Genomic DNA, 26,883 nt, shown 5'->3' with positions numbered 1-26,883 from the left:
CTTCAAGGTCGAATCCGCTTGAAAGCGCGCCGCCGCGTCAACCTGTGACGCGGCGGCGTCACTCAAGTAAATTCTGTGTAACCAAGTTAATGAACTTCCCGTAATTCTCTTAAATCTCTGTCATTACTCCGACTTAACAAGACTTCGTCGCACATGAGTTCTATCTCGTTGGTCATCGGCCGCCCAGGGCGACCAGCAACGGGAGAAACCAAGATGTTCAAAGCCACCCTCGCCGGCGTCGCCACCCTGGCTCTCGCCGTCATCCCGGTCGCCGCGCTCGGCACCGCCGCCCACGCCGCGCCGATCACCATCCAGACCGCCGACATCGACACCCTCAGCCCGCAAGGCGTTCAGGCTTTCCACCACCGCGCCCAGGCCGCCGCCCGCAAGTTCTGCCGCGACGCCACCGCCGGCCAGCGCGGCCTCAGCGCTCGCGCCCATTGCATGAACGCCGTCCAGGCCGAGATCGCCGAGAAATACGAAGCCCGCAACGTGGCGCTCGCCGCGCAGCGCCAAGCCAACACCCTGGCCAGCCGCTAACCGCAGCCGTCAGCCCGTCCGAACCCGGCTCCCCCCGGGGTTCGGACACCCCAAGGCCCGCCGCCCCACGGCGGGCCTTATCGTGTCTGGAGGCCTGTCGGGCCTGAGCCTTGGCGCGCCGCCTACCGGTATCGGATCAGGGCTTCCTGGGCGGCGGAGGCCACCAGCTTGCCGGCGGCGTTGAAGATCGAGCCACGGTTGAAGCCGCGGCTGCCCGAGGCCGAGGGGCTGTCCTGCACATAGAGGTGCCAATCGGCGAAGTCGGTGGGGGCGTGGAACCAGAGGGCATGGTCCAGGCTCGCCACCTGAAGCCGGCCGTCGCTCCAGTTCACCTCGTGCGGCCGCAGCGAGGAATCCAGCAGCGTCATGTCCGAGGCGTAGGCCAGCGCGCACTGGTTGATCGCCACGTCCGCTGGCAGGGGCTCGCGCGCCCGGAACCAGACCGAGTGGACGGGGTCCATCTTCGGCGCCTTGCCGTGCGGCATGGGGTCGATCGGGCGCACCTCGATGGGCCAGGTGCGGCGGGGAGTGTCGTCGCCGGCCGCCTCGCGCAGCTCGTCCTCGTCCGGCAACCCGTCGGGGCCGGGCGGGCTCGGCATCTCGATCTGGTGCTCGAAGCCGCTCTCCGGGGTCTGGAACGAGGCGGCCAGGTTGAAGATCTGCTGACCGTGCTGCAGGGCCACCACGCGGCGCACCGCGAAGCTCCCGCCGTCGCGCACCCGCTCCACCTTCAACAGGATCGGAATCTTCGGGTCGCCCGGCCGGATGAAGTAGGCGTGCATGGAGTGGCAGTGACGACCGTCGATGGTGCGATAGGCCGCGGTCAGGGCCTGGGCGATCACCTGTCCGCCATAGATGCGCCGGGTCTCGCCCTCCGGCGTGTGGCCCCGATACATGTCCAGGTCGATGGGCTCGATGTCGAGGAGGCGGACCAGTTCGCTCATGATCAGAACACCGGCGCCGGCATGTCCTTCAGCCGCGGCGCCAACTTGTCCTTCTCCGACAGGATCGCCTCGCCCTTGATCGGCCAATCGATCCCCACGTCCGGATCGTTCCAGAGCAAGGCGCCCTCGGTCTGAGGCGCATAGGCCCCGTCGACCTTGTAGAAGATCTCGCAGTCGTCCTGCAGTGTCGCATAGCCGTGGGCGAAGCCGCGAGGCACCAGAAGCTGCTCGCCGCCCTCGGCGGTCAGCGTGGCCCCCACCCACTGGCCGTAGGTCGCCGAGCCCGGGCGCACGTCGACCGCGACGTCGTAGATCGCGCCCTTCAACGCCCGCACCAACTTGGCCTGGGCATGGGGCGCTTGCTGGAAGTGCAGGCCACGCACGGTGCCGGCCTTGGCGTTGAAGGCCTGGTTGTCCTGCACGAAGTCGTGACGCAGCCCGGCTTCGGAAAAGGCCTTGGCGCTCCAGGTCTCGGCGAACCAACCCCGCGCATCGCCATGGCGCTTGGGCGTGATAAGCAGGACTTCGGGGATCGAAAGCGGCGTGATCGACGTCATGGCGGTCCAGGAGTTTCGGAAAACCGCCACCGCATGGACGAGCGCGCGCAGGAAGACAAGGCCAAGCCTGGCGGCCCAGCGATCACCGTCTGTGTGATCGCCTACAATTCAGGACCCACCCTGCGCACCTGCCTGGCGCATCTGGCGGCGCAGAGCTTCACCGACTTCGAGGCCCTGATCATCGACAACGCCTCGCCCGACCCCGGCGACCGGGCGATCGCGCGGGAATTTCCCGCCATGCGGCTGATCGAGAACACCGCCAATCTGGGCTTCTCCGGCGCCGGCAACCAGGCCGCCCGCGAGGGGCGCGGCCGGTGGCTGGTGTTCCTCAACCCTGACGCCTTCGCGCAGCCCGACTGGCTGGCCGAGCTGGTGGCGGCCTCGCGGCGCCATCCCACCGTGCGCTCCTTCACCTCGCGCCAGCTCATGGACGAGGATCCGACCTTGCTGGACGGCCTGGGCGACGTGATGAGCGGCTACGGCATTCCCTATCGCGGCGGCTATCTGTCCAAGTGCCCCGAGGTGATCCCGGAGGGCGAGGTGTTCTCCCCCTGCGGCGCGGCCATGATGATCGACCGGGCGCTGTTCCTGGAGCAGGGCGGCTTCGACGAGTTCTTCTTCTGCTATTCCGAGGATGTGGACCTGGGCTACCGGCTACAGCTCGCCGGCGAGCCGACGATCCTGGCGCCCAAGGCGGTGATCCGCCATGTGGGCTCGGCCTCCAGCGGCGGCCGCAAGTCGGAGTTCGCGGTCTTCCACGGCACCCGCAACCGCTTCTACGGGGTCTATAAGGACACGCCCTGGCCCCTGCTGCCGATCGTGCTGCCGCTGCACCTGCTGGGGGTGATCTATATTTCCAGCCGGCGCGAGAACCGCCCCCACGCCCCTATCGTCTGGCGCGCGTTCAAGGCCTCGCTCCGTGGTTTGCCGACCATCCTGAAGAGCCGCCGCGAGGTTCAGGCCCGCCGCAAGGTCTCGGCCTTGGCCATCGCGCGGGCCATGACCTGGAACCCCAAGGACCTGACGGGCCGCCGCCCGGTCATTCGCCGCGTTCGGCCCACTCGACTAGGCGAGCCATGAAGGCGGCGCCGCGCTCCATCTGAGAGCGCTCGACATACTCGTTGGCCTGGTGGGCCTGGTCGATGGAGCCCGGCCCACAGATCACCGTCGAGAACCCCGCCTGCTGGAACTGCCCGGCCTCGGCGGCGTAGGGCACCACCCGGGGCGGGCCGTTGTCGCCGGCCAGCCGTCGGGCGAAGGCCTCGGCCGCGCCGTCCTTCTCCACCGACAGGGCCGGCGTGCCTGAGCGGCGGGTGATCTTCGCCCCGGCTTCCGGAAAGCGCGCCCTCATGGCGGCGCCGGTGGCCGCCACCTGGCCGAAGAAGTCCTGCAGCAGGTCCAGCGGGTCCTGGCCCGGCGGGCAGCGCAGGTCGAACTGGAAGCTGCATTCCCGCGCCAGGATGTTGCCCGCCGTGCCGCCATGGATCAGGCCGATGGTGAGGGTCGTATGCTTGGGCGTGAACGGCGAGGCCGGATCGGCGTCGGACTCCAGCCGATCGGCCAGGTCTGACAGCGCCGCCATCAGCTTGACCGCCTCCATGTTGGCCGAGACCCCCAAATGAGTCTGACTGGAGTGGGCCTCCTTGCCGGTCACTGTGACCACGAAACTGGAGATGCCCTTGTGGCCCGATACCGCCACCATGTCCGTGGGCTCGCCCACCACCACCAGGGCGGGCCGGGGCAGTTCGGCGGCGATCATGGCGATCAGGTCAGGCGCGCCCAGGCAGCCGATTTCCTCGTCGTACGAAAACGCCAGATGCACCGGCTTCTTGAGGTCCGCCGCCGCCAGGTCCGGCACGGCGGCGAGCGCCAGGGCCAGGAACCCCTTCATGTCGCAGGTCCCGCGCCCATAGATCCGCCCGTCGTCCTTGAGCGTCAGCACGAACGGGTCGGTCACCCAGGCCTGGCCGTCCACCGGCACCACGTCGGTATGCCCCGACAGCACCACCCCGCCCACGACGGCCGGCCCGACGCTGGCCAGCAGGTTCGACTTGGTCCCGTCGTGGTTGGGAACGCGCCGATGGGGCACGCCATGCCCGTCGAGATAGGCCTCGACCCACGCGATCAAGGCCAGGTTGGAAAGCCGCGACGTGGTGTCGAACCCCACGAGGCGGCCAAGGATGTCGAGGGCGCGGGGGGTGAGAACTTCGGCTGAGGGCATGGCGGCGACCCTAGCCCCGAGCGCGGCGGGCTTCCAAGCGAAGAGGGGCGGAACTTGACGCTGGGCCGAAATTCGACGCTTTGAGCGGCGCCATGATCCTGACCCTCTCCTGCCCCGACCAGCGCGGCATCGTCGCCCGCGTCTCGACCTTCCTCTACGAGCGCGGGGCCAACATCCTCGACGCGCAGCAGTACGACGACGTCGAGACGGGGCAGTTCTTCATGCGCGTGGTGTTCTCCGCCACCGCTGACACCGACGCCCTGCGCGCGGCGTTCGCCAGCCTAGCCGACGGCTTCTCCATGCGCTGGAGCCTGCGCGATCCGAAGGTGCGCCAGAAGGTGATGATCCTGGCCAGCCAGCAGGACCATTGCCTGGCCGACCTGCTCTATCGCTGGCGGCGCGGCGAGCTGCCGATGGACATCGCCGCGGTGGTGTCGAACCACCCGAAGGAGACCTACGCCAATCTCGACCTGAGCGACGTGGCCTTCCACCACCTGCCCGTGACCCGCGCCACCAAGCTGGAGCAGGAGGCGGCGATCTGGGCGCTGATCCAAGAGACCGGGACCGAACTGGTGGTCCTCGCTCGCTACATGCAGGTGCTGTCCGAGGGCCTGGCGGCCAAGCTGGAGGAGCGATGCATCAACATCCACCACTCGTTCCTGCCGGGCTTCAAGGGCGCGCGGCCATATCACCAGGCCCATGAGCGCGGGGTCAAGGTGATCGGCGCCACCGCCCACTACGTCACCGCCAACCTCGACGAGGGCCCCATCATCGAACAGGACGTGGAGCGCATCAGCCATCGCGACACCCCGGCCGCCCTGATCCGCAAGGGCCGCGACATCGAGCGCCGGGTGCTGGCCCGCGCCGTCCGCTGGAAGCTGGAGGACCGGGTGCTGCTGAACGGCGCCAAGACCGTGGTGTTCACGGACTAGGGAACGACCAGCGCGGCTATGTCGTTATCGCCGCGCATGACCCAGACCTCGCCCCTCAGCCACGGACTCAAGGGCGCGCTCATCGCCTTGGCGGTCGGCGTGGCTAGTGGATATTTGCTGCGCCCCACCCATGCCGAGACCTCTGAGCCGCCGGTCCAGCAGCTGCTCGTGCTGAAGCCCAGCGAGGCCGCGACCTTCGACGGGTGGGACAACAGACTCCATCACTAGCTGGACTGTCGCAGCGGCATGCCCCTAGCGTCCTGAAAAGACTTTTGGGAGGACGCCATGGCCGACGAACCGATCTTGGTCATCGACGAGCCGGCGCTCCATGTGCGCCGCCTCACCCTGAACCGCCCCAGCAAGCGCAATGCGTTGTCAAACGCCCTGCGCGCCGAGATCTACGCCGCGCTCGAAGCTGGCGACCGCGATTCCGAGGTTCGGGTGATGATCGTTCGAGGGGCGGGAACCTGTTTCTCGTCAGGCTACGACCTGGCTGGCCTGGGCGAGCAACCCTGGCATACCGCCGGCAACCAGGGCCAATGGGCGCGCCACGTGGTCGAGGGCTGCTTCAAGGTCTGGGACCTGGCCAAGCCGGTGATCGCCCAGGTCCACGGCTGGTGCCTGGCCGGCGGCTCGGAGCTCGCGACCTCCTGTGACCTGGTCTATGTCGCCGAGGACGCCCAGATCGGCTATCCGGCCGTGCGCACCATGAGCCCCGCCGACAACCACTCCCACGCCTGGCTGATGGGCATGCGCGCGGCCATGGAGCAGATGCTCACGGGGGATTCATTCGACGGCCACGAGGCCGTGCGCCTGGGTTTCGCCAACCGCGCCTTCCCTCTGGCGAAGCTGGACGACGAGGTGCTCGCCATGGCGATCCGCGTCGCCAAGGTCGACCCGGAACTGGCCCAACTCAACAAGCGCGCCGTCCATCGCCAGATGGAGGCCATGGGCATGCGCACCGGCATCCGGGCGGCCACCGACGTCCACGCGCTGGGCTGGCACACCAAGGCCTCGCGCGACTACATGGCCCAGATGCGCCAGGGTGTGACCCAGGCCCTCACCGCCCGCGACAGCGCCTTTGGCGACTACCGCACCGGCGATAAGGGCGGCGACTGACCACAACGATCTCAGTGGGGCCAGGGGCCGCGATCACCCGACCCGGCTGGACATCCCGCCATCGACGAACAGCACCGTCCCGGTGATGAACCGCGACTCGTCGCTTGCCAGGAACAGCGCCGCGTAGGCGGTGTCCCAGGCGTCGCCCATCTTGCCGCCCAGCGGAACCCGCGCGTTGCGGGCGTCGCGAACCGCCTGCTGCTCCTGGCCCGTGGATGAGGCGATGCCGGCCACGGCCATCGGCGTGTCCATCAGGCCCATGGCGATGGCGTTGCAGCGCACGCCCTTGGCGGCGTTGGCCTGGGCGGTGGAGGTCGTCAGCCGGTTCACCGCGGCCTTGGAGACCTCGTAGGCCACCTGGTTCCCGCCGGCGATGGAGGCCAGGGACGAGATGTTGACGATGGAGCCGCCGCCCTGTTCGCGCATCACCGGCAGGGCCGCCTTGGTCGATAGCCACGTGCCCTTGAGGTTCACCGCCAGGATGCGGTCGAAGGCGTCCTCGGTCAGCCGGTGGGCCGGGCCGTCGCCGCCCCCGCCGATGCCGGCGTTGTTGACCAGGATGTCGATGCGCGGCCAGCGCGCCTTGGCCGCCTCGATCATCGCCTCGCAATCGGTGGCCTTGGTGATGTCGGCCGCGAAGGCCGCGGCCTTGCCGCCCTCGGCGACGATCATCGAGGCGGTTTCCTCGGCCCGCTCGACGCGGCGGTCGACACACAGGACCTCGGCGCCCTCGCGGGCGAACAGCAGCGACATGGCGCGGCCGTTACCGATGGTCTCGCCTGGCGTCTGGCCCGCGCCGACGACGATGGCGGTCTTGCCCTGCAGCCGCACGATCAGAAGCCCTTGAGGTCGGGATCGAGGGTCTGACCCGCGTCGAGCTGCACCCCGAAGGAATTGAGGATCATCGACACCTGGGTGTACTGGCCGGCGGTGAACACCACGTCCATGCACTGCTTGTCGCTGAAATGGCGGGTGAGCGCGGCCCAGGTCCCGTCGGTGATGAACTGGTCGTTGTGCAGTTCATCGGAGGCCATCAGCAAGGCGCGGTCCGCGGGGGTCCAGTTGGGGGCCTCGGCGCCGACCTTGATGGCTTCGATCTCTTCGGCGGTCAGACCTTCGCGCAGGCCGATCCCGTGGTGCTGGGTCCACTCGTAGCCGGACTTGCAGAGATAGCCGATGCGCAGGATGACGATCTCGCGCTCGCGGGCCGGCAGGTCGTTGCGCCGCGACAGCACGTAGTTGCCCCAGGCCAGGAAACCCTTCGCCGCCTTCGGGGCCTGGACGAAGGTGCGGAAGATGTTCAGCACCCGGGCGCCCATGGGCTCCAGGATTTCCTTCTGGTCCGGCGTCAGGTCGGCGTCTTGGACCGGCATGATCCGGGGCTTGGTCAGTCTCATCCGTGCGTTTCCCGTTTCTGATTTGGCGTCACCAAACAGAGGCCGGGGCCGCGACGCAAGGCCGAACCGGTCAACCCTGGCCGACGCGTCCCGGACCGGGCAGCACGCCGATCAGCTCGATCCGGAAGATCAGCAGGCTGTTGCCGGGGATTTCGCCGCCGCCGGCGCCCTCTTCGCCATAGCCCAGGGCCGGCGGCACATAGAGCACCCACTCGTCGCCGGGCCGCATGAGTTGCAGGGCCTCCTGCCAGGCCGGGATCAGGGCGGCCAGCGGCATGGCGGCCGGCGACCCGCGCTCGTAGGACGAATCGAACACATGGCCCGACAGCAGCTTGCCCTCGTAGTGAACCTTGACCTCGTCCTGCGGGGCGGGTCTCAGACCGTCGGCCGGACCCGAGCGCACGATCTTGTACTGCAGGCCGGAAGGCAGGGTCTTGACCCCCTCGGCCTTGGCGTTCGTCGCCAGGTACGCCGTGGCCTCGGCGGCGGCCTTGGCGCTCTCCTGGCCGTCGGCCTTTCCACAGGCGGCGAGCGCCAGGGCGGCGGCGAGGACGACAATTACATTCTTCATTTTCAAGACCTTAGACGGCGCGCGGCGGATAGCCGCGATCGCGCAGGGCGTCCATGATTTCCTGGGTGTGCTGAGCGTCGCGGGTCTCGATCATGATGTCGAACTCCGCACCCTTGGCCGGCACGTCCAGCGCCAGCCGGTTGTGCGCCACCTCGACGATGTTGCCGCCCATCTGACCGATCACGGTGGAGACCGTGGCCAGCAGACCCGGGCGGTCGTCGCCGATGATCCGTAGACTGACGAGACGCTGTTCGCGCACCAGTTCACGGGTCAGGACCGAGGCCAGCAAGCGGGTATCGATGTTGCCGCCGGTGATGATGAGGCCGACCTTCTTGCCCCTGAACTGATCGGGATAGGCCAGCAAGGCCGCAAGGGCCGCGCCGCCCGCACCCTCAACCACCGTCTTCTCGACATTGCAGTAGAGGGCCACGGCGCGCTCGAAATGCGATTCCTCGATCAGCAGGACCTCGTCGATCAGCGGCCGGGCGACGGCATAGGAGAGATCGCCCACCTGCTTGACCGCGATGCCCTCGGCGATGGTGGCTCCGCCGGTGATGCCGTTGACGCCGCGCATCTTGGCGGTGAAGGAGGGGTACATGGCCGGCTCGACGCCGACGATACGGATCTTGGGATTGATCGACTTGGCCGCCGTGGCGCAGCCGGCGATCAGCCCGCCGCCGCCGATGGGGATGGGCAGGACCTCCAGGTCCGGCACGTCCTCCAGCATCTCCAGGGCCACCGTGCCCTGGCCGGCCATCACCTGCAGGTCGTTGAAGGGATGGACGAAGGCCAGGTCGCGGGCGTCGCAGAGCGCCTTGGCCACGCCCGAGGCCTCGTCATAGTTGTCGCCCTCGATCACCACCTCGGCGCCATGGGCGCGCGTTTGCTGCACCTTCACGAAAGGCGTGCCGCGGGGCATGACGATGGTGACCGGAATGCCCAGGCGCGCGGCGTGGTAGGCCAGACCTTGGCTGTGATTGCCGGCGGAGGCGGCGATGACCCCGCGGCCGCGCTCATTGTCCGAGAGCTGCAACAGAGTGTTGAGCGCGCCGCGCTCCTTGTAGGCCGCCGTGAACTGCAGGTTCTCGAACTTCACCCAGACATCAGCCCCGGTGATCTCCGACAACGTGCGGGAGTGGCGGCAAGGGGTGCGTTCGATATGGCCCGAAAGCCGTCCGGCGGCGGCGCGGATATCGTCGATGGAGAGCGTCATGGCCTGACCGATGGCGAGCGGGAGGCCACGTCTAACGGCGGCCGCGGCAATCGGCAATGCAGGCGGGCTAAGCCTTGCGGGTGTAGGAGAGCCAGCAATGCTGTTCGCGGGCGGACTGCTCGGCGGCGTCGAGACTCTCGTGCAGGTCCGACAGGGCGCCGGACTTCCAGATCATCACGCCGCGCTCGGTCTGCTTGCAATGCTCGATATAGCGATAGAGCCCGTCCTCGCGCTCGGCGATCTCCAGGAACCGCGTGCCGTCGGCGCAGCTGACGGTCTTGACCACCCGCTGGGCGATCTGATCGTCGCGCCGGGCGCCGACAAGGCGCCGAATATCTTGAAGAATCGCCATGACCGAATCCGCTACCGAAGTCCTCGCCACTGATCCATGCGACGCATCGCCTTACCTGGCAGTTCCGAAACCTGGCCCAAGGGCAGAGCTTCCGCCACACGGCGCACGCCATAGGCGACCGCCCGGCTGAGAACCGCCGGCGAGGGCGTGCCCACGAAGCCATGGGTCACCCATTGGCCGTGATTGGCCAGGTCGCGCTTGAACCGATAGTCGCCCGGACCCAGGTCGAGGCGTGAATAAGGGGTGTCGTCCATCCAGCGCAGGATGGATTGGAACAGCAGCAGCCCCGGCGAATAGCGTTCGAACTCGGGATCGTGGGCGATGATCCAGCCGTGGATCGTGCGCCGCCCGCGCAGGTGCAGATGCACCGCCGCCAGCCGATCGCCGAAGTGCAGGGTGTACATGACGCCGCCGAAATCCGGATCGCGGCTCTCGAACATCTCGGCCATCAGCTCGCGGGTCCAGCCGGTCTCGAAGATGTCGGTCTGGCCGGTGGCCTTGAGCTGGGCGCGCTTCCATTCCAGCAGCTTCTGGTAGTCGGCGCTGGAGCGGGAAAAGGCCTGGAAGGTCACCGCGCCAAGCTCGCGCTCAGCCTTGCGGCGTTTCTTGTCGCAGTCCTTCAGCGCCGAGGTCCCCGCCGCGCGACGCTCGGCCTCGTAGGCCTCATAGCCCTGGGCGACGTCGATGACGTGGGAGACGAACCGGCCCCGCGCGAATCGCCGGAAGGCCGGCTGGCTCTCAAGCATGTGCGAGAAGTCTAGGCGATGGACCCCCAGGGCGCTGACCACGGCCCGGGCGTCGATGGTCACCCCGGCCTCGGCCACCAGTCCCTGGTAGTCGCACATGGGCGCGCCGGCCGGCATGGCGGTGAAGGCGCCCACGCGAACCGGCATGAAGGCGACGTCGCGGCCGTACTGTCGCGCCACGGCCACGCGGACGTTGCGCGCGCCCTCGCCCTGAACTCGCTCCACCAGCCGCGCCCAGCCGGGGGCGAGGAAAGGCGTGTCCAGCTCGATGTCTGCCGCCTGGAGCTCCGCCCAGCGCGCGACGCGCGCGGCCGAGAGGTCCTGCGGACGAAGGACGTCGATTTCCAAAGGCTGGGGTCCCGGAGCCGAAACTTGAGCCATCAAGGATAACGACCAAGTCTTTCCGGGACCTTGCCGCGCCGACAGGTCAGAGCAGGTCGCTTCTGCCCTTGGCCTTGAGGGCGTCGACCGCCGCGCGGACCGCCGTCGGCGCGTCGCGGCGGGTGACCAGGACCACGCCGTTTTCCACGACCACCACCACGTCCTCGACGCCCGCGAGGATAACCGCCGGACCGTCAGTGCGGGCCAGCGAGCCCCGGGTCTCCACCGCGGTGACCTCGCCGTCCAGGGCGTTGCCGTCGGCGTCGTGATCGGAAAGCGCCCAGAGCGCGTCCCAGTTGCCGACGTCGGCCCAGCCGATGTCGGCGGCGACCACGCCCGCCTTGTCGGTCTTCTCCATCACCGCCACGTCGATGGCGATGTTGGGCGCCGTGAGGAAGGCGTCGCCCAAGGTCACCAGGTCGCCTGCGCGCGAAGCGCCCGTCACGGCGGCCTCGGCGGCGGCCGTCACCTCAGGCGCCAGGGATCGGGCGATGTCCAGGAAGGCGCTCGCCTTGAACAGGAACATACCGCCGTTCCACGAATAGTCCGGGTCGGCGACGAAGCGCTCGGCGGTGGCGAGGTCGGGCTTCTCCACGAACTGGGCGACCTGGCGCACGGGCCCGTCGCCCGTGGCCCGGATATAGCCGTAGATCGTCGCCGGTCCGGTGGGCTTGAGGCCGAACAGCACGACGCGGCCCGCCTCGGCCGCCGAGCGGCCCGCCTCGATCGCCGCGTGCAGGGCGGCCACGTCGGCGACCAGGTTGTCGGCGTGCAGCAGCACCATCAATGCCCCGGGATCGCGCTCGGCGCCGAAGGCGGCCACCGCCACAGAGGCCGGGGCGGTGTTGCGCGGGGCGGGCTCGGCGATCAAGGCCTGGGGCGTCACGCCGACCTCGGCGAGCTGGCGGCGCGCCAGGTCGGCGTGGGCCGCGGCGCAGACCACGATCGGCGCCTCGAACAGGTCGCCGACAACCCGCAGGGCGGTATCCTGGATCAGGGTGTGGTCGCCGCCCAGTCGGTGAAACTGCTTGGGCCGGGCCTGGCGCGATAGCGGCCACAGCCGCGTGCCCGCGCCGCCCGACATCAAAACTGGGATGATCTTGCGCATGGCGATCAGGCCGGGAGATCGTATTCGCTGACCAGGTGACCCGGGGCGATCTCCTTGAGCTCCGGGACATAGACCTGAGCCAGGGGGTCGGCGCTGAGCCGCGAGGGCAGGAAACGCAGGGCGCTGCGGGGATCGAGCGGGGAGGGCGGCTCGCCGACCAGCTTCGTGCGCGCCCGCGCCCGCTCGCGAACCGGATCGGGGATCGGCGCGGCCGACAGCAGGGCCTTTGTGTAGGGGTGCTGCGGCGATTCATAGAGTTGCTGACGGTCGGCCTGTTCCATCACCCGGCCAAGATACAGCACCATGATCCGGTGGCTGATCTCGCGAACCACCGCCAGGTCGTGGCTGATGAAGATCATCGCCAGGCCCATCTCTCTCTGCAGGTCGATCAGCAGGTCGATGATCTGGGCCCGGATGGAGACGTCGAGCGCCGAGACCGCTTCGTCGCAGATCACCAGTTTCGGCCGCAGGATCATGGCCCGGGCGATGCCGACCCGCTGGTTCTGGCCGCCGCTGAGCTCGTGGGGATAGCGATTGATCAGGCTGGGCAAGAGGCCCGCGCGGGTCATCATGGCCTTCACCTCGACCTCGCGCTCGGCATGGTTCATGGCCTTGCGGAACACCTGTAGCGGCTCGGCGATGGAATCGCCCACGGTCATCCGGGGGTCGAGGCTCGCCAGCGGGTCCTGGAAGACGATCTGCAGGTCCTTGCGCGCGGCGCGCATGCTCTCGCGGTCGGCGTGGGTGATATCGCGGCCCAGAAGGGTGACGGCGCCGGCGGTCGGTGGCAGCAGGTTCAGCACCGCGCGGCTGAGGGTCGACTTGCCGCAACTGCTCTCGCCGACCACCCCCAGGGTCTCGCCCTGGCGCACCTGGAAGCTGACGCCGTCGACGGCGCGCAGGGCGAGCTTCTGGCCGAACAGGCCGTGACTGACCGGGAAGTGCACCTTGATGTCATGGCCCTCGACCACGATCGGCGCATCGGGCGCGACCGGCGTCAGGGTAGGCCGGCCGCCGCGATCGGCGCGGTCCAGGCGCGGGATCGCATCCAGCAGGGCGCGGGTGTAGTCCGACTTGGGCGCGCCGAAAATCTCTTCGGCGGGGCCCTCCTCGACATAGGCGCCGTCCTTCATCACGCAGACCCGGTCGGCCAGCCGCGCGATGACCCCCATGTCGTGGGTGATCAGAACCATGGCGGTCCCCGTCTCGCGGCCGAGCTCGGCCATCAGGTCCAGGATCTCGGCCTGCACCGTGACGTCCAGCGCCGTGGTCGGTTCGTCGGCGATCAGCAGGGCTGGGCCGCCGGCCATGGCCGCGGCGATCATCACCCGCTGGCGCATCCCGCCGCTGAGCTCGTGCGGATACTGCGACAGGCGGCGCCCGGCGTCGGGAATCCGCACGCGGCCGATCCAGTCGCGGGCGTGGGCCGTGGCGTCCTTGTCGCTCATGCCCAGATGCAGGCGCAGGGGCTCGGCGATCTGTTCGCCGATCCGCACGTGCGGGGTCAGGGCCGTCAGGGGATCCTGGAAGATCATGGTCATCTTCGAGCCGCGGATCTTGTTCAGCGCGCCGGGCTTCAGCCCCAGGATCTCCTGGTCCAGGAACTTCACCGAGCCGCTGGCGATCCCGTTGGCGGCCAGCAGGCCCATGACCGCCATGAAGGTCTGGCTCTTGCCCGAACCGCTCTCACCGACCACGCCCAAGGTCTCGCCTCGCTGGACGTACAGCGACACCCCCCGCACCGCGTTGACCAGCCCGTCGTGGGTGGTGAAGTCGACTTTCAGATCGTCGATGGAAAGCACGGGACTGGTCAAGGCGACCTCAACTCATGAACGATAAGGTCCAACCATAGCCCCGGGCGCGCGCATTGCGAAAGCGTAAGCCCCAAGCGCCTCCGACCGTTGTATAGTCGCGCCGTGAGCCTGCCCGACGCCCAGACCCGCCCCGCCCTGTTCCTCGATCGCGACGGGGTGCTGAACGAGGACCCCGGCTATGTCCACCGCTGGGAGGACTTCCATTGGATTCCCGGCGCGCGGGAGGCCGTGGCGGCCTTCAACCGCGCCGGCTGGTGGGTGTTCGTGGTGACCAACCAGAGCGGCGTCGGTCGCGGCTATTACAGTGAGGACGACGTCGTCACCCTGCACGCCAAGATGTCCGAAAGCCTTGCCCAGGCCGGGGGGCGGATCGACGCCTACTACTATTGCCCGCAGCATCCTGACGCGACGCTGGAGGCCTATCGCCATCCCGACCCGCCGGACCGTAAGCCCAACCCCGGCATGATCCTGCGCGCCCTACGCGAATGGCCCGTCGATATCGGCCGCTCGATCATGGTCGGGGACAAGGACGCCGACGTCGAGGCCGCTCGGCGGGCGGGCATCCGCGGCCTGAAGTTCCCGAGCGACAACCTGATGGTCTTCCTGGAGAAGGAACTGGTTCCCGCATGATCGAGGTCAAGAACGTCGTTTACGACTATCCCTCGGCGCGCGCCCTGCATGGGGTCTCGTTCAAGGTGGAGGCCGGCGCGGTGCTGGCGATGGTCGGGCCGAACGGCGCGGGGAAGACGACCCTGCTGCGCTGCATGGCCGCCCTCGACAATCCCACCGAGGGAACCATCGTCATCGCGGGGCTCGACACCCGCGATGACCCACGCGGGGTCCATGGCGCCATCGGCTCCCTGCCGGACTTCTTCGGACTCTATGAAGAGCTTTCGGTGCGCCGCGCGCTCACCTACGCCGCGCGGTCGCGCGGGGTGGCGCAGGACAAGACCGCCGCCGCGGTCGAGGAGGCCGCCGCCCGCGTCCAGCTGACCGACCGCCTGGAGATGCGCGCCGGTGAGCTGTCCCGCGGCCTGAAGCAACGCCTCGCCATCGGCCAGACCATCGTCCACAAGCCCCGCGTCCTGCTGCTGGACGAGCCGGCGGCCGGCCTCGACCCCGAGGCGCGGCGCTCGCTGTCGGACCTGATATTGCGCCTGTCGGGCGACGGCATGACCATCGTGGTCTCCTCGCACATACTTTCCGAGCTCGAAGACTACTCCACCCAGATGCTGATGATCCGTGACGGCAAGGTGGCCGGGGGCGGGGTGGTCGCGGCTGGCGCCGGCGTGCGCGACGGGACTCGGATCAGCGTCACCTTCGTCACGCCGCCCGCCGAACTCTCCGAGATCTTGAGCGGGCTCGGCCTGACCCTCGAACGCCGTGACGGCGATGCGGCCATCCTGTTGGCGGACGGCGGCGAGGACGACTCCGCCGTGCTGGGCAAGCTGATCGGCGCGGGCCTGAAGGTCTCGGCCTTCCAGCCCGCCCGCAAGACCCTGGAAGACGCCTATCTGGCGCAGACCCGTCCGGAGACCCGCTCATGAACCCGGAGTTTCAGCGCAATCTCTGGCTCGAGGCCGCGCCGCGCCGCATCGCCTGGGCCGCCGTCACCCTGGTGCTGATCTACGGCGCGGCGCTCATGCTCTCGCGTGACATTCCCTACGGCGTGTCAGGCGTCGGCGATCTGGGCGTCGTGGTGTTCAGCGTCTGCGCCATGGTGTGGGGCGCGCGGGCGGCGGGGGCGTCGGTCCTGACCGAGATCTCCGACCGGACCTGGGACTACCAGCGCCTATCGGCCCTGGATCCTTGGGCGATGACCTGGGGCAAGCTGTTCGGGCGGACGAGCCTGGCCTGGCTCTGCGCGCTGAGCGGTCTGCTGGTCCAGACGATCAGCAGCGTGATCGTGGGCAAGCCCGCCTTGATCGTGCTGTTCGTCTTCCTCATTTCTCTGGCGATCCTGTTGCAGGCCATTTCCATGGGCGGGGCGCTGATCGGGGTGCGCAAGGCCCGCGCCGAGGGCCGGGTCGCGCGCGCCGGCGGCGTGCTGGGCGGACTGCTTGTCGGCGCGATCCTGCTGTCCTGGGTGGCCGGTTCGGCTGGCTTCCAGCGCGGACAGGGTTTCGAGGGCCTGAGCACGGCCCTGGGCGCTGGGAGCAATCCCATCGACTGGGGCGGCGCCTACTGGACATCGACCACCTTCCGCGCGCTGGCGGTCAGCCTGTTCGCCGCCTGGGCGGTGGTCGGCGTCTGGCGGCTCATGCGGCTGGAGCTGCAGATGCGCAACAGCCCCTGGGTCTGGGTGGGGTTCCTCATCTTCCTGGCGGTGTTCGCGGGCGGCTTCATGCTGCGCCAGGGCGGGATGACCGGGGCCCTGGTCAGCGGCGTCCTGGCGGTGGCTCTCTGCGCCTATGCCGCGGCCTTCGCCGAACCCGCCGACCGCGTACGGATGCGGCAGTTCCACCGTCATGCGCGAGCGGGCGACTTCGCCCGCGCCGCGCCGCTGGCGCCCAGTCCCCTAGCCCCGTTCATCCTGGGCGTGGTGCTGACGATCGCGGCCTTCGCTTCCAGCCTCGGCGGCTATATTCGGCCGGAGGTGGCGCAGGCCGCCGCCCTGATGGCCTTCCTGCTGCGCGATCTCGGTGTCATCGCGATCTGCCGGCTGGGGGACCGCCCGCAGCGCGGCGATTTCGCCGCCGTGGTCGCCCTGGGCCTGCTCTATGGCGTGGGTGGGATCATCGGCTGGTCGGTCAATCACCAGACGGGCGCGGCGCTGTTCGCACCATTGGGCTCGGCGCCCCTCATGAGCCTGGTGTCGGGCCTCGTCCAGGCCGGAATCGCCTGGGCCCTGGTGGTGCGCCGGATCGGCCCTAGCGCGCCTCCATCTGCTCCAGCATCCGTTCCAGCGTCGTAAGCTCGTCGGCCTCGCCGGCCGGCTTGTCCCATCGGATACGGCTGATGCGCGGGAAGCGCATGGCCACGCCCGACTTGTGCCGGGTCGAGCGTTGCAGGCCCTCGAAGGCCACCTCGAACACCAGGCCGAAGTGCGGCTCGGCCTTGACGGATCGGACCGGCCCGAAGCGGTCGATGGTGTTGTCGCGGACGAACTTGTCGATCTGCTTCAACTCCTCGTCGGTGAAGCCGAAATAGGCCTTGCCCACCGGGGTCAGGGCCCGCTTGCCATCGGCGGCCTGCGTCCAGACCCCGAAGGTGTAGTCCGAGTAGAAGCTGGATCGCTTGCCGTGCCCGCGCTGGGCGTACATCAGCACCGCGTCGATCAGGAACGGGTCGCGCTTCCACTTGAACCAGGGGCCCTTCGGCCGGCCGGCCTCGTAGATCGAGTCCCAACGCTTGAGCATCAGCCCTTCGGCGATCTGGGCGTCGCCCGGAGGGGGCTCGCGACGCAGATCGGTCAGCTCGGCCCAGGTCTCGAAGGGCTGGAGGGGCGACAGGTCGATCCGCGTGGTGGCGAGCTTGCCGATGAAGGTCTCCAGACGCTGGCGTCGCTCGGAGAACGGCAGCACCCGCGTATCCTCGCCGTCGTCGGCCAGCAGATCGTAGGCGCGGATGCCGGCGGGATAGGCCTGCAGCATCTTGGCGTCGACGGTCTTGCGGTTCAGCCGCTGCTGCAGGTCGCCGAAGCTGGCCAGGGCGCCGTCGCGCAGGACCAGCAGCTCGCCATCGATCGCGCCCTCGAACTCAAGCGCCTCTAGCACGTCGGGGAAGGTCTTGGAGATGTCGTCGCCATTGCGGGTGTAGAGCCTGCGCACGCCTGCTTCATTCACCGCCTGGACGCGGATGCCGTCCCACTTCCACTCGGCTGCGTAGTCGGCCGGATCGAGCTTTCCGAAGTCGACGGCCTCGTCGATGGCCTGGGCCAGCATCGCCGGCCGGAAGCGGCCCGGCGCCACAGCCGAGGGCCGGTCCGAGCGCCCCTCCAGCCAGGCGAACAGATCCTCATAGGGCGGATGCAGGGCGTGCCAGACCTCCTCGATCTCGGCGACCTCCACCTTCCCCAGGTCGGCCGTGGCCTGCTTGGCCAGCCGCGAGGAGACGCCCACCCGCAGGCCGCCGGTCATCAGCTTGAGCAGCGCCCAGCGCCCCGTGGTCTCCAGGGCGTCCAACCAGCCCTCGATCAGCCGCTGGACCTCCATGCGCGAGGCGCCGCGCAGGGCGTCGATCACCTCGGAGAGCTCCGGCTCGCGGTTGGCGCCCGGCCGCGACGGCCAGACCAGGGCCACGGTCTCGGCCAGGTCGCCCACATAGTCGTAGGACCAGCGGAACAGTGTGGCGTCCATCCGCGCCTCCACCGCCTTGCGGATGAAGGCCGGTTTGGCGGCGTTGAAGCTCAAATCTCCGGTCAGCGCGGCCAACGCCCAGCCCCGGTCAGGGTCGGGCGTCTCGGCCAGATAGTCGCGCACGAGGGTGAGCTTGGCGTTGCGCGACGCCGTCAGCGAAAGGCGATCCAGGAGCTCGGCGAAGGCGCGCATGGGATCAGCTTAACGCGCCTGGAGCGGCTTGGCCTCAGGCCTGCGGCGGTTTCGGCGTCTTGCGCCGGAAGAGGCCAGTGAGCCGCCGCCGGAACAGCCAGGCCATGCCGGCCAGCAGGATGAGCCAGGGCGTGGTCCAGGCCACGAAGCGGACCATGCCGGCCAGGGTGACGGCCAGGATCGCCACGAAGTCTCCAAAGGCCGCGGCCAGTGGCGCCCACACGCCCTGGGGCGCCAGGACCCCAGCCGACTCGTAGCCCACCTCGATCTCCGAGGTCGCCACCCGCTGACGCATCACCGCCAGTTGCGATTGGGCGGAGTCGAGTTCGCCCTGGACCCGCGCCAACTCCCGTTCCAGCTCCACCAGGTCGGCGAGCTTGCCCGGCCTGCTGGCGAGCAGGCCCTGCAGCCGGTCGCGCAGGGTGGTCTTGGCGCGCAGCATCGCCTCGGTGTCGACGATCTCCCGCGAGAGATCTTCGGAGGCTACCGAGGCGCGCACCAGGCGGCCGCCGGCGTCCTTGGCCTCTCCCGCTAGCCCCGTGCGGAACCGCGTCAGCCAGGCGGGCGTAGCGCGCATGGAGAGTTGGCCGACCACCCGATCTGGGCCCTCTTCGGTCACGGATGAGCCGGTGACCTGGCAGACGGCGGGGCCGGCCTTGGCGCAGGCGGCCTCGTGGCGGGCGAGCAGGGCGCGGATCGCCTTGGGTGGCGCGGTCAGGCCGTAATCGTAGCTGTAGGCCAGCATGGGAACGCCGGCTGGAACCTTGGCCTGAGGGGCTTGCGCCGGCGCCGCAGCGGCCGCGTCAGCGGCGACCGCCTCGCCGCCAGCGTACTGTTTGCGCTCGGCCGCTTGGCCGCAGGCGCCAAGCAGGAACATCAGCGTCACGGCGGGCAACGTCTTCGAACGCATCGAAAAGTCTCCGGAAGGCGCCCCGCCAATCCCAACGGTAACAGTTTCGTGATCGCTCGCAAGCCGAAGCTTCGCCTTCGACCCGCCTAGTCGTCGTCCTCTTCCTCATAGCCGACCAGCGCCAGCGCCCGGGCCTTGATCCCGTGCAGTTCGGCCCACCGCGCCAGAGCCTCCTCCCGGCCGTGGGTGATCCAGAGCTCGCCGGGTCGGATCTCATCCACCGTGGCGGTAAGCTCGTCCCAGTCGGCATGGTCGGAGATCACCAGGGGCAGCTCGACGCCGCGCTGGCGAGCCCGGGCGCGAACCTGCATCCAGCCCGACGCGAAGGCCGAGACCGGATCTGGAAACCGCCGCGACCAGCGATCGGCCAGGGCCGAAGGCGGGGCCACGATGATGGCGCCAGCGAAGTCCTGCTTGGTCGCCGATGTGGCCGGCGCCAGCGGACCCAGCGGCACGCCGTGGTTCTCATAGAGGCGGTTCAGCCGCTCCAGGGCGCCATGGACATAGATGGTCTTGTCCCAGCCCGCCTCGCGCAGCAGGCAGATCACCCGCTGCGCCTTGCCCAGGGCGTAGGCGCCGACCATGTGCGAGCGGTCCGGGAACTGGGCCACCGAGCGCAGCAGCCGGGCGATCTCGCCCTTGTCGTCGGGGTGGCGGAAGACCGGCAGGCCGAAGGTCGCCTCCGAGATGAAGACGTCGCACGGCACGGCCTCGAAAGCCCGGCAGGTCGGGTCGCGGCGGCGCTTGTAGTCGCCGGACACCACCATGGTCAGGCCCTTCCAGCGCACCACGGCCTGGGCCGAACCCAGCACATGGCCAGCCGGGACAAGGGTCACTTCGACGCCGTCGCGGGCGATGGTCTCGCCGTAGGCGGCGGGCTGGCGTTCATAGGCGAAGTCCTGGCCGTAGCGCTCGGCCATGATCGCCAGGGTTTCCGGGGTGGCCATCACCCGCTCGTGCCCGGCGCGGGCATGGTCGGCATGGCCGTGAGTGATCACCGCGCGCGCCACCGGGCGCACCGGATCGATGTAGAAATCGCCGGGCGCGCAATACAGCCCCTCGGGCCGGGGACAGAGCAGGGCTTCGGGTTTGATCATGCCTGAGGATATGGACCGGCGTTGCGCTTAAGGAAGATTACAGAGTATTCATATTGTGAATAAGGGGTCATGACTAAGACTTAACGAGTATTCAGAAGGGAAGTTTCATATACCCCCCTCATCGGGTCGCGGTTGTCGCGGCCCACGAAAAAGAGAGGGACATCACCATGAACAAGAGCTTCGCCTTCAACGGCCTCGCCAACCTGGTTCTCGCCGCCACCCCGCTGCTGGCCGTCGTGCTCGCCGTCTACACCCAAGCCTTCACCACCGTCTAAGGCACCGGCCTTGACCAACGATCGAGAGACGGAGGGGCTCCGCGGCCGATAGGTCCGACGCCGCCTCCGTCCAGACATTTAGAACTCCTTCGTCACCAGAACACGGAACCGCCGCGGCGCGGTGTAGGCGAGGGTTTCGGCCGGACTGGCCGAGTAGCCGTAGTCATTCAGCACATTCAACGCCTGAATCCGCAGGGTGGCCCTTGCCGGCAGGCGATATCTCAGCCCGAGGTCCAGCGTCGTGTCGGCCGTCAGCATCGGCTGGCCGCCATCGGCCCCGACCTGGCTGCGATAGGGCCGCCGTCCAATGTGTTCGAGGCCCGCGTCCAGCGACAGACCAGGCACGCCGGACACCACGTAGTTGAGATTGGCGACGGCGCGGAACCGCTCCACCCCCACCGGTCGGCCACCCGCGACGCCGTCGCGGGTCGGGTCGAGGACATAGCCGCCGACAACCACCGAGAGCTGCTCGCTCAACTGTCCCGCCAGTGACGCCTCCACGCCCCTGTGGCGCACCACCCCGATCAGGCCGTAGATGTTGCTCACCGGGTCGAGGCCGGCATAGGGCTTCTCGGTCTCGAACCCGGCCACCACCAGCCTCAGCCCCGGGCGCAGCGCGTAGCGCAGGCCGGCCTCGACCTGACGCACCCTGATCGCCGGCAGCAGTTCGTTGCGATTGGCCGCCGAGGCCGGTGCGGAACCCGCCTCCTCCAATCCGCGGCTCACGCCGCCATAGAGGTCCAGTCGGTCGGAGATCCGGTAGGCGCCCGCCAGATTGTACAGCCGGGGCGTGGTCGCTGTTCTGCTGCGAGAGCCGTCGGCGGCGCGGGAAGTCTTGTCATAGTCGGTGCGCAGAAGGCCGGCGTTCAGGCTCAGGCGGTCGCGCCAATCCAGGCGGTAAGACAGGCCGAGCCCCCACTGTTCGACCTCGCTCGTCGCGCCCGCTCGCGCCCCCGACATGTCGGGCGCCGCGACAGGATGGACCGGACCAGCCAAGGAGACTCGCCCGAGGTCGACGACCCTGTCGCCGCCGAAAAGTCCTTCGGACCGCCGGCCACGGCCGATCAGGACCACCCTGTGACGGGTCTCCGCCCAGCGACCGCTCCAGGCCAGGCGCGCCTCGCCCGACCAGGCCGTCGCCTGCTGGGCCGGCGACACGAAGACCAGCCCTTGCGTCGCCGTCAGATCGGACCCCAGGCCGCGGAACAGGTGCGACACCGCGCGGCTTGGGTCCTCCTGAGAAAACACCCCCGTCACCCCTACGCTCCAGGCCTCGCTCAGGACGGCCTGAGCCGTGACCCCGGCGATCCGTCGCTGACCTGTCTCCGCCGCCCAGTCCTGCACCGCTCGTTCGCCCCGCCGAGGCCTCGGCAAGGCGCCGGTCCCCACGGCCGTGAAGCGGAAGAGGCCGCCGCGCTCGTAGTCGTACTCCCCGCCGAACACCTGGATCCGAACCGGCCCCACGGTTCCGCGCGCGGTCCCCGCCAGCAGCATGGAACGACCCGACGGACCGCCCTGTCCGTTGTCGTTCTGGAACACGACGCCAAGCCCAAGGGCGGCGGAATGGCGACCCTGCGCGTCCCCGTGCTTGAGCAGCAGATCGGAATAGGGCTGGCCATACTCGTCGAGCCCCGCCGTGACATAGCTTGGCTCCCCGGCCTTGGGATCGCGCAGCCTGTAGTCCACCACGCCCGAAGGTCCGGGCAGATCGATCGCCAGGGCGTTCAGACCGATCCGGACGGTGGTCGACTCGATGAAGAAGTTGCTCACCCCAGAGCTCTTCACGAAGTAGCCGCCGTTGACCCGGTAGTTGCCCGCGGCCTCAAGGCTGAAGCCGCGCACGGCGCTGGCGTCATAGATGCCTACCGCCTCGTCCCCCGCGATGAACCCGAAGGCGTCGTCGGCTCCCACCACCGCGTTCGCGGTGGCTTGGCCAAGCGCGGGTCCGGCGAGCAGCGCGGCCGCGAGGCCGGTGGAGACGGTGGCGAGCAGGCGCATGAGGTTCGAACTCCAGGTCGCGCCGGACAGTCGGCGCGCGCCGTGGATGACCCGGTGTCGGACCGCTCATCACTCCGTTTCTTGCCGACGCATTCGTCGCGGGCCGCTGAGGCTTGACCCGCCGTCACGTTGACCGAAGGACCCCGGCGCGGCATGGCTTGCCGATGATCGATCCACCGCCCGCCCTGAGCGACCTGGCGCTGAACATGGTCGGGACCGTGCCCCAGGCCGCGGCGCTCGGTTTCGAACTGGTGTCGGTCGAGCCCGGACATGGCTCGATCTTCACCCCCTGGCGCGACGACCTGGTCGGAGATCCCGACACCGGGGTCATAGCCGGCGGGGTGGTCACCGCCCTTCTTGATCATTGCTGCGGCCTGGCCGTCACTTCGTCGATGATGGGCAAGGCCGAGGCCTTTTCCACAGCCACACTGGACCTGCGCATCGACTACATGCGCCCCGCGGCCCCGCGATCGGGCGTCACCGCCCAGGCCCATTGCTACAAGATCACCCGCTCCATCGCCTTCGTCCGCGCTCAGGCCTTCGACACCGACCCCAACGATCCCATCGCCACGGCCCAGGCGGCTTTCATCGTTAAGCGGCCCCAAGAGCCGACCAAGTCATGAGCGATCCCGCCGAACGCCTCGAGGCCTTCCTGGCCCGAGTCCCCTATGTGCGCTTCCTCGGCATGCGGGCCGAGCTGGCCGGCGACGAGATGACGACCATCCTGCCCTTCGCCCCCCACCTGATCGGCAATACCGTCATGCCGGCCCTGCACGGCGGAGTGATCGGGGCTTTCATGGAGATGTCCGCCCTGGCGCAGCTCTCGCTCAGCGCCCAGAGCCCGCGGGTGCACAAGACCATCGACGTCACCATCGAGTACCTCCGTCCCGGCAAGGCCCAGACCACCTACGCCCGCGCCGACGTGCGCAAGATCGGCCGCCAGATCGCCAACGTGCATGTGGAGGCCTGGCAGGAAGCGCGCGCCAAGCCGATCGCGGCCCTGCGCGGCCACTTCCTGCTGGCCGGCGCCTAGGCGGCGGCCTCCTCGTTGTCGCGCCGGCTAAGGGTCGCCTGGGCGGCCATGACGAGGTCGAGAATCGCGATGCCCGCCACCACGGCCAGGGCCGCGAAGGCGTAGTTTCGTCGCGGATTGGTGCGGTCCACGGCGCGGGCCAGGGCCGTCATGTCCATGACATCGCCGCCTACCCGCATCCAGAACCAGGGGCCCGGCCTGACCGGCGACAGCAGGCCGGCGCCTGAGGCGATCTCGCGAGCCCCGAACGCGCTCATCGCCTCATCCTCGAAATCGAGACCAAAAAACTTCGACACCCGCTTCGGCGAGGCCACGGCGATGACGCCGAGCCCGATGGAAAACAGGCCCAAGGCACGTTTGGCGATCAGCAGGTCCATGGGCCGAGCTCTCTCCGGTTCGGAGCAAAGACGCCCAAGGCGGCGGTTGGGTTCCGGCCTAGAGGCCCAGCGCCTTTTTCTCCGCCGCGATCTTGGCGAGCTCGGCCTGCGCCGTGGCCACGGCCGGGGCGTCGCCCTTGCGCTTGGCGACAATGAGCTGGCCCGCGGCCTCCATCTCGCGAACCGGCAGCAGGTGGCTGTCGTCGGCGCGGACGAAGGGCTTGGTCTGGATGCGTTCCAGGATCTCGCGCTGGCGCTCGGCCTCGGGCCCGTCGCCCACGCCGTAGCTGAATACGAAGGCGTCGATCTTGGCCTTGATCGCCGGGTCGAGATCCTTGCGGCGGACCATCGGGTCTTCGGGGATGGTCGGCGAGGTCCAGATCACCTCGACATTGGCCAGGGTGTTGCGGGCCATGTCGGTCTTGAGCATGGCCATGCGGTCGATGGAGGCGGTGTTGTTGGTGGCCGCGTCCAGCAGGCCCTGGGCGACGGAGAACAGATTGGCCTCGTGGTTGGCCGAGCGCAGGGTCTTGAAGCAGGCGTTGGGATCAATCCCACGCGGCGAGAACAGATAGGTCATGGGCGCGAGCGTGCCCGAGGTGGACTTGGCGTCGCCCATCCCAAAGTTCAGTTTCTTGTCGCAGGCCAACAGCTTTTCCAGCGTGACGCCCGAGCCCTTCTTGACGACGACAACCGCCTGATAGCCGTCGGGCCCATTGGGCTTGGCGGTTCGGGCGAAGACCTCGCCATTGGCCCGGCGCACCGCCTCCAGGCCGGACTGGTTCGAGAACCAGCCGAGATCGGTCTGCTTGAACCGCATCGCCTCGATCAGGGCGGTGTAGTTGGTGCCGAAGAACGGTTTGACCGGAATGCCGATCGCCTTCTCCATGTCGGCCAGGAACGGACCCCAGTCTTGTTCCTGCGTCTGTCGCCCCTCGGTGGAGATGATCGAGAAGTTGACCACCGCGGGCTTGGCCGGCGCCTTTTCCGTGGGATTTCCGCAGGCCGCGAGCGCCAGGGTGAGAGCCAGAACAGCGCGACGTGCGATCATTCGGAGGTTCCTTGAAGCGGTCTGGTTGCGGTTGTCGACGGCTTCCATGACAGGCTCGCGACGGAGATGAGCCGAAAAGTCCGCTTGAGGCGAGGGGCTTAGGGCGCTACGGCCCGCCCATGTCCGTGACCAACACCCTCCAAGGTCTGTCCCAACAAGCACGCGACGCCAAGAGCTGGCCGTTCGAACAGGCGCGCCTGCTGCTGGACCGCATCCTGCGCCTGCGCCTAAGCGACGCCGAGCGCGCCCTGGCCGCCAGCCTGATCGGCGAGGGCAAGGCCGCCGAGGCGGTGGCGACCTTGCCCGCCCTGCTGAGGCCGGTGGTGTTCGAGACCGGCTACGGTCCGTCGGGTCTGCCCCATCTGGGCACCTTCGGCGAAGTGGCGCGCACCACCATGGTCCGCGTCGCTTTCCGCGGCCTAACCGACGACGCCATCCCCACGCGGCTGATCGCTTTCAGCGACGACATGGACGGCATGCGCAAGATTCCGCCCGGCCTGCCCAACGCCGACCTGCTGGCGGGAGACCTGGACAAGCCGCTCACGGTGGTGCGCGACCCGCACGGCACACACGAGAGCTTCGGCGCGCACAACAATGCGCGGCTTCGGGCCTTCCTCGACGGGTTCGGCTTCGACTACGAGTTCGCTTCGTCCACCGACTGCTATCGCAGCGGACGGTTCGACAAGACGTTGCTGAGCGCCCTGGAGCGCTTTGACGCCATCCAGAATATCATGCTGCCGTCCCTGGGCGAGGAGCGCCGAGCCACCTATTCGCCGTTCCTCCCGATCAGCCCGAAGACGGGCAAGGTGCTGCAGGTCCCGACCCTGGAACGCCACGTGGAACGCGGGACCATCGTGTTCCGCGACGAGGACGGCGAGCTGACCGAGGTTCCGGTCACCGGCGGTGGCGTGAAGATGCAGTGGCGGCCGGACTGGGCGATGCGCTGGACGGCGCTTGAGGTCGACTACGAGATGTCCGGCAAGGACCTGATCGTCTGAGTGCGCCTGTCCAACCAGGTCTGCAAGGTGCTGGGCGGGACCCCGCCGGCCGGGTTCCACTACGAGCTCTTCATGGATGAGAACAACCAGAAGATCTCCAAGACCAAGGGCAACGGCCTGACCATGGAGGAGTGGCTGCGCTATGGCGCGCCCGAAAGCCTGGCCTATTACAACTATCAGTCGCCCAAGTCGGCCAAGCGGCTCTATTTCGACGTCATCCCCAAGGCGACGGACGAGTATCTCCAGCAGCTCGACGCCTACAACAAGGGCCGCGCCGAGGGCGCCAACGGGCCGGCGATCGACAATCCGGCCTGGCACGTGCATGGCGGCCAGCCGCCGGAAAAGGGCTCCCCGGTCAGCTTCTCCCTGCTGCTGAACCTAGTCTCGGCGGCGGACGCCTCGACCAAGGAGATCCTCTGGGGCTTCATTCGCAACTATATCCCGGGCGCGACCTCTGAGAGCGAACCGCTGCTGGACCGGCTCAGCGACTTCGCGATCAACTATTACGAGGACTTCGTGAAGCCCTCGAAGCGGTTCCGCGCGCCCGACGACCGGGAACGGGCGGCGATGACCGACCTGGTCGCGCGCTTCCGCGCCCTGCCGGCAGGCGCCGACGCCGAGGCGATCCAGAACGAGGTGTTCGAGGCCGGCAAGGTCGCGGGCTTCGAGCCTCTGCGCGGCTGGTTCCAGGCGCTCTACGAGGTCCTGCTGGGCCAGAGCCAGGGCCCCCGCTTCGGCTCCTTCGCCGCGATCTTCGGC

27 protein-coding genes and 1 pseudogene are annotated in these 26,883 nt (G+C 68.6%); 11 read left to right on the top strand and 17 right to left on the bottom strand.

All coding sequences use genetic code 11. The features are described from left to right. Positions 1-213: 213 nt before the first annotated feature. Entirely contained in the window at positions 214-540 is a 327-nt protein-coding gene (locus RMO04_RS14165; protein ID WP_309645416.1) for a UrcA family protein, read from the top strand. A gap of 122 nt (positions 541-662) precedes the next feature. On the opposite strand, the gene RMO04_RS14160 is transcribed toward RMO04_RS14165, so the two are convergent. Both RMO04_RS14160 and rfbC read right to left on the bottom strand, forming a co-directional pair. After that, the gene (locus RMO04_RS14160; protein ID WP_309645415.1) at positions 663-1,484 is read right to left on the bottom strand and encodes an acyl-CoA thioesterase II; all 822 of its coding nucleotides are present in this window, start codon (positions 1,482-1,484) and stop codon (positions 663-665) included. A gap of 2 nt (positions 1,485-1,486) precedes the next feature. After that, positions 1,487-2,041: a dTDP-4-dehydrorhamnose 3,5-epimerase gene (rfbC, locus tag RMO04_RS14155; protein ID WP_309645414.1), complete on the bottom strand. Its 555-nt coding sequence runs from the start codon at positions 2,039-2,041 to the stop codon at positions 1,487-1,489. 33 nt (positions 2,042-2,074) lie between these two features. Between rfbC and RMO04_RS14150 the strand changes: the two genes are divergently transcribed. Next, a complete protein-coding gene (locus RMO04_RS14150; RefSeq protein WP_309645413.1) occupies positions 2,075-3,121 on the top strand; it encodes a glycosyltransferase family 2 protein in 1,047 nt (348 codons plus the stop codon). Here the strand turns inward: RMO04_RS14150 and argE are convergent. Then, complete coding sequence (gene argE, locus RMO04_RS14145; RefSeq protein ID WP_309645412.1) at positions 3,081-4,262, bottom strand: acetylornithine deacetylase; 1,182 nt, start codon at positions 4,260-4,262, stop codon at positions 3,081-3,083. The two genes, RMO04_RS14150 and argE, sit on opposite strands and share 41 nt — an antisense overlap. 92 nt (positions 4,263-4,354) lie before the next feature. Between argE and purU the strand changes: the two genes are divergently transcribed. Genes purU through RMO04_RS14130 form a run of 3 tightly spaced genes read left to right on the top strand, consistent with a single transcriptional unit; the run spans position 4,355 to position 6,313 of the window. Continuing rightward, on the top strand, positions 4,355-5,194 hold the full coding sequence (purU, locus tag RMO04_RS14140; protein ID WP_309645411.1) for a formyltetrahydrofolate deformylase: 840 nt from the start codon (positions 4,355-4,357) through the stop codon (positions 5,192-5,194). A 36-nt stretch (positions 5,195-5,230) separates the two neighbouring features. Beyond that, positions 5,231-5,422: a hypothetical protein gene (locus tag RMO04_RS14135; protein WP_309645410.1), complete on the top strand. Its 192-nt coding sequence runs from the start codon at positions 5,231-5,233 to the stop codon at positions 5,420-5,422. A 57-nt stretch (positions 5,423-5,479) separates the two neighbouring features. Continuing rightward, on the top strand, positions 5,480-6,313 hold the full coding sequence (locus RMO04_RS14130) for an enoyl-CoA hydratase-related protein (RefSeq protein WP_309645409.1): 834 nt from the start codon (positions 5,480-5,482) through the stop codon (positions 6,311-6,313). A 33-nt stretch (positions 6,314-6,346) separates the two neighbouring features. Here the strand turns inward: RMO04_RS14130 and RMO04_RS14125 are convergent, their stop codons facing one another. The 8 genes from RMO04_RS14125 to RMO04_RS14090 all read right to left on the bottom strand — a co-directional run bounded on the left by RMO04_RS14125 (position 6,347) and on the right by RMO04_RS14090 (position 13,895). Next, positions 6,347-7,144: an SDR family NAD(P)-dependent oxidoreductase gene (locus tag RMO04_RS14125; protein WP_309645408.1), complete on the bottom strand. Its 798-nt coding sequence runs from the start codon at positions 7,142-7,144 to the stop codon at positions 6,347-6,349. Between the two features lie 2 nt (positions 7,145-7,146). Then, complete coding sequence (locus RMO04_RS14120; protein WP_309645407.1) at positions 7,147-7,710, bottom strand: carboxymuconolactone decarboxylase family protein; 564 nt, start codon at positions 7,708-7,710, stop codon at positions 7,147-7,149. A 70-nt stretch (positions 7,711-7,780) separates the two neighbouring features. Further along, positions 7,781-8,281 (bottom strand): FKBP-type peptidyl-prolyl cis-trans isomerase, encoded by a 501-nt coding sequence (locus tag RMO04_RS14115; RefSeq protein ID WP_309645406.1) that lies wholly within the window; start codon positions 8,279-8,281, stop codon positions 7,781-7,783. A gap of 10 nt (positions 8,282-8,291) precedes the next feature. Continuing rightward, a complete protein-coding gene (locus RMO04_RS14110) occupies positions 8,292-9,494 on the bottom strand; it encodes a threonine ammonia-lyase (RefSeq protein WP_309645405.1) in 1,203 nt (400 codons plus the stop codon). A gap of 67 nt (positions 9,495-9,561) precedes the next feature. Further along, positions 9,562-9,846, bottom strand: coding sequence for a hypothetical protein (locus tag RMO04_RS14105; protein ID WP_309645404.1), 285 nt, complete (start codon positions 9,844-9,846; stop codon positions 9,562-9,564). An 11-nt stretch (positions 9,847-9,857) separates the two neighbouring features. Continuing rightward, on the bottom strand, positions 9,858-10,940 hold the full coding sequence (locus RMO04_RS14100; RefSeq protein WP_309645403.1) for a GNAT family N-acetyltransferase: 1,083 nt from the start codon (positions 10,938-10,940) through the stop codon (positions 9,858-9,860). 79 nt (positions 10,941-11,019) lie between these two features. After that, the gene (locus RMO04_RS14095) at positions 11,020-12,081 is read right to left on the bottom strand and encodes a sugar phosphate nucleotidyltransferase (RefSeq protein ID WP_309645402.1); all 1,062 of its coding nucleotides are present in this window, start codon (positions 12,079-12,081) and stop codon (positions 11,020-11,022) included. A 5-nt stretch (positions 12,082-12,086) separates the two neighbouring features. Further along, positions 12,087-13,895 carry a dipeptide ABC transporter ATP-binding protein gene (locus RMO04_RS14090; protein WP_309645401.1) on the bottom strand — a complete coding sequence of 603 codons (1,809 nt, stop codon included), beginning with the start codon at positions 13,893-13,895 and terminating at the stop codon, positions 12,087-12,089. 102 nt (positions 13,896-13,997) lie between these two features. On the opposite strand from RMO04_RS14090, the gene RMO04_RS14085 reads away from it, so the two are divergent. Genes RMO04_RS14085 through RMO04_RS14075 form a run of 3 tightly spaced genes read left to right on the top strand, consistent with a single transcriptional unit; the run spans position 13,998 to position 16,809 of the window. After that, positions 13,998-14,525: an HAD family hydrolase gene (locus tag RMO04_RS14085; protein ID WP_309645400.1), complete on the top strand. Its 528-nt coding sequence runs from the start codon at positions 13,998-14,000 to the stop codon at positions 14,523-14,525. Then, positions 14,522-15,442, top strand: coding sequence for an ABC transporter ATP-binding protein (locus tag RMO04_RS14080; protein WP_309645399.1), 921 nt, complete (start codon positions 14,522-14,524; stop codon positions 15,440-15,442). Before RMO04_RS14085 ends, RMO04_RS14080 begins: the two co-directional genes overlap by 4 nt. Continuing rightward, positions 15,439-16,809, top strand: a complete 1,371-nt coding sequence (locus tag RMO04_RS14075; protein ID WP_309645398.1) for a hypothetical protein — start codon at positions 15,439-15,441, stop codon at positions 16,807-16,809. The genes RMO04_RS14080 and RMO04_RS14075 overlap by 4 nt, the downstream gene beginning before the upstream one ends. Here RMO04_RS14075 and RMO04_RS14070 read toward each other — a convergent pair. The 4 genes from RMO04_RS14070 to RMO04_RS14055 form a co-directional block, all read right to left on the bottom strand. Further along, the gene (locus RMO04_RS14070) at positions 16,766-18,385 is read right to left on the bottom strand and encodes a cisplatin damage response ATP-dependent DNA ligase (RefSeq protein WP_309645397.1); all 1,620 of its coding nucleotides are present in this window, start codon (positions 18,383-18,385) and stop codon (positions 16,766-16,768) included. The genes RMO04_RS14075 and RMO04_RS14070 overlap by 44 nt on opposite strands. Before the next feature lie 34 nt (positions 18,386-18,419). Next, entirely contained in the window at positions 18,420-19,295 is an 876-nt protein-coding gene (locus RMO04_RS14065; RefSeq protein ID WP_309645396.1) for a DUF4349 domain-containing protein, read from the bottom strand. A gap of 86 nt (positions 19,296-19,381) precedes the next feature. After that, positions 19,382-20,392: a ligase-associated DNA damage response exonuclease gene (locus RMO04_RS14060; RefSeq protein ID WP_309645395.1), complete on the bottom strand. Its 1,011-nt coding sequence runs from the start codon at positions 20,390-20,392 to the stop codon at positions 19,382-19,384. Between the two features lie 353 nt (positions 20,393-20,745). Further along, positions 20,746-22,665, bottom strand: a complete 1,920-nt coding sequence (locus RMO04_RS14055; RefSeq protein WP_309645394.1) for a TonB-dependent receptor domain-containing protein — start codon at positions 22,663-22,665, stop codon at positions 20,746-20,748. 164 nt (positions 22,666-22,829) lie between these two features. Here RMO04_RS14055 and RMO04_RS14050 point away from each other — a divergent pair, with 164 nt between their 5' ends. Then, entirely contained in the window at positions 22,830-23,288 is a 459-nt protein-coding gene (locus RMO04_RS14050; protein WP_309645393.1) for a PaaI family thioesterase, read from the top strand. Further along, positions 23,285-23,698 (top strand): PaaI family thioesterase, encoded by a 414-nt coding sequence (locus RMO04_RS14045; protein WP_309645392.1) that lies wholly within the window; start codon positions 23,285-23,287, stop codon positions 23,696-23,698. Before RMO04_RS14050 ends, RMO04_RS14045 begins: the two co-directional genes overlap by 4 nt. Here the strand turns inward: RMO04_RS14045 and RMO04_RS14040 are convergent. Together RMO04_RS14040 and phnD are read right to left on the bottom strand one after the other, a co-directional pair. After that, the gene (locus tag RMO04_RS14040) at positions 23,695-24,075 is read right to left on the bottom strand and encodes a hypothetical protein (RefSeq protein ID WP_309645391.1); all 381 of its coding nucleotides are present in this window, start codon (positions 24,073-24,075) and stop codon (positions 23,695-23,697) included. The genes RMO04_RS14045 and RMO04_RS14040 overlap by 4 nt on opposite strands. A gap of 58 nt (positions 24,076-24,133) precedes the next feature. Further along, entirely contained in the window at positions 24,134-25,126 is a 993-nt protein-coding gene (phnD, locus tag RMO04_RS14035; protein WP_309645390.1) for a phosphate/phosphite/phosphonate ABC transporter substrate-binding protein, read from the bottom strand. 119 nt (positions 25,127-25,245) lie between these two features. Here phnD and RMO04_RS14030 point away from each other — a divergent pair. Beyond that, a pseudogene (locus RMO04_RS14030) lies at positions 25,246-26,883 on the top strand (lysine--tRNA ligase); the annotation flags it as partial.

Origin of the sequence: Phenylobacterium sp. (assembly GCF_031412415.1) — a bacterium.
In the GTDB taxonomy this organism is placed as follows: Bacteria; Pseudomonadota; Alphaproteobacteria; order Caulobacterales; family Caulobacteraceae; genus Phenylobacterium.
Note: the sequence above shows the minus strand (reverse complement) of the source record. Positions and strands in the feature narration are given on the sequence as shown.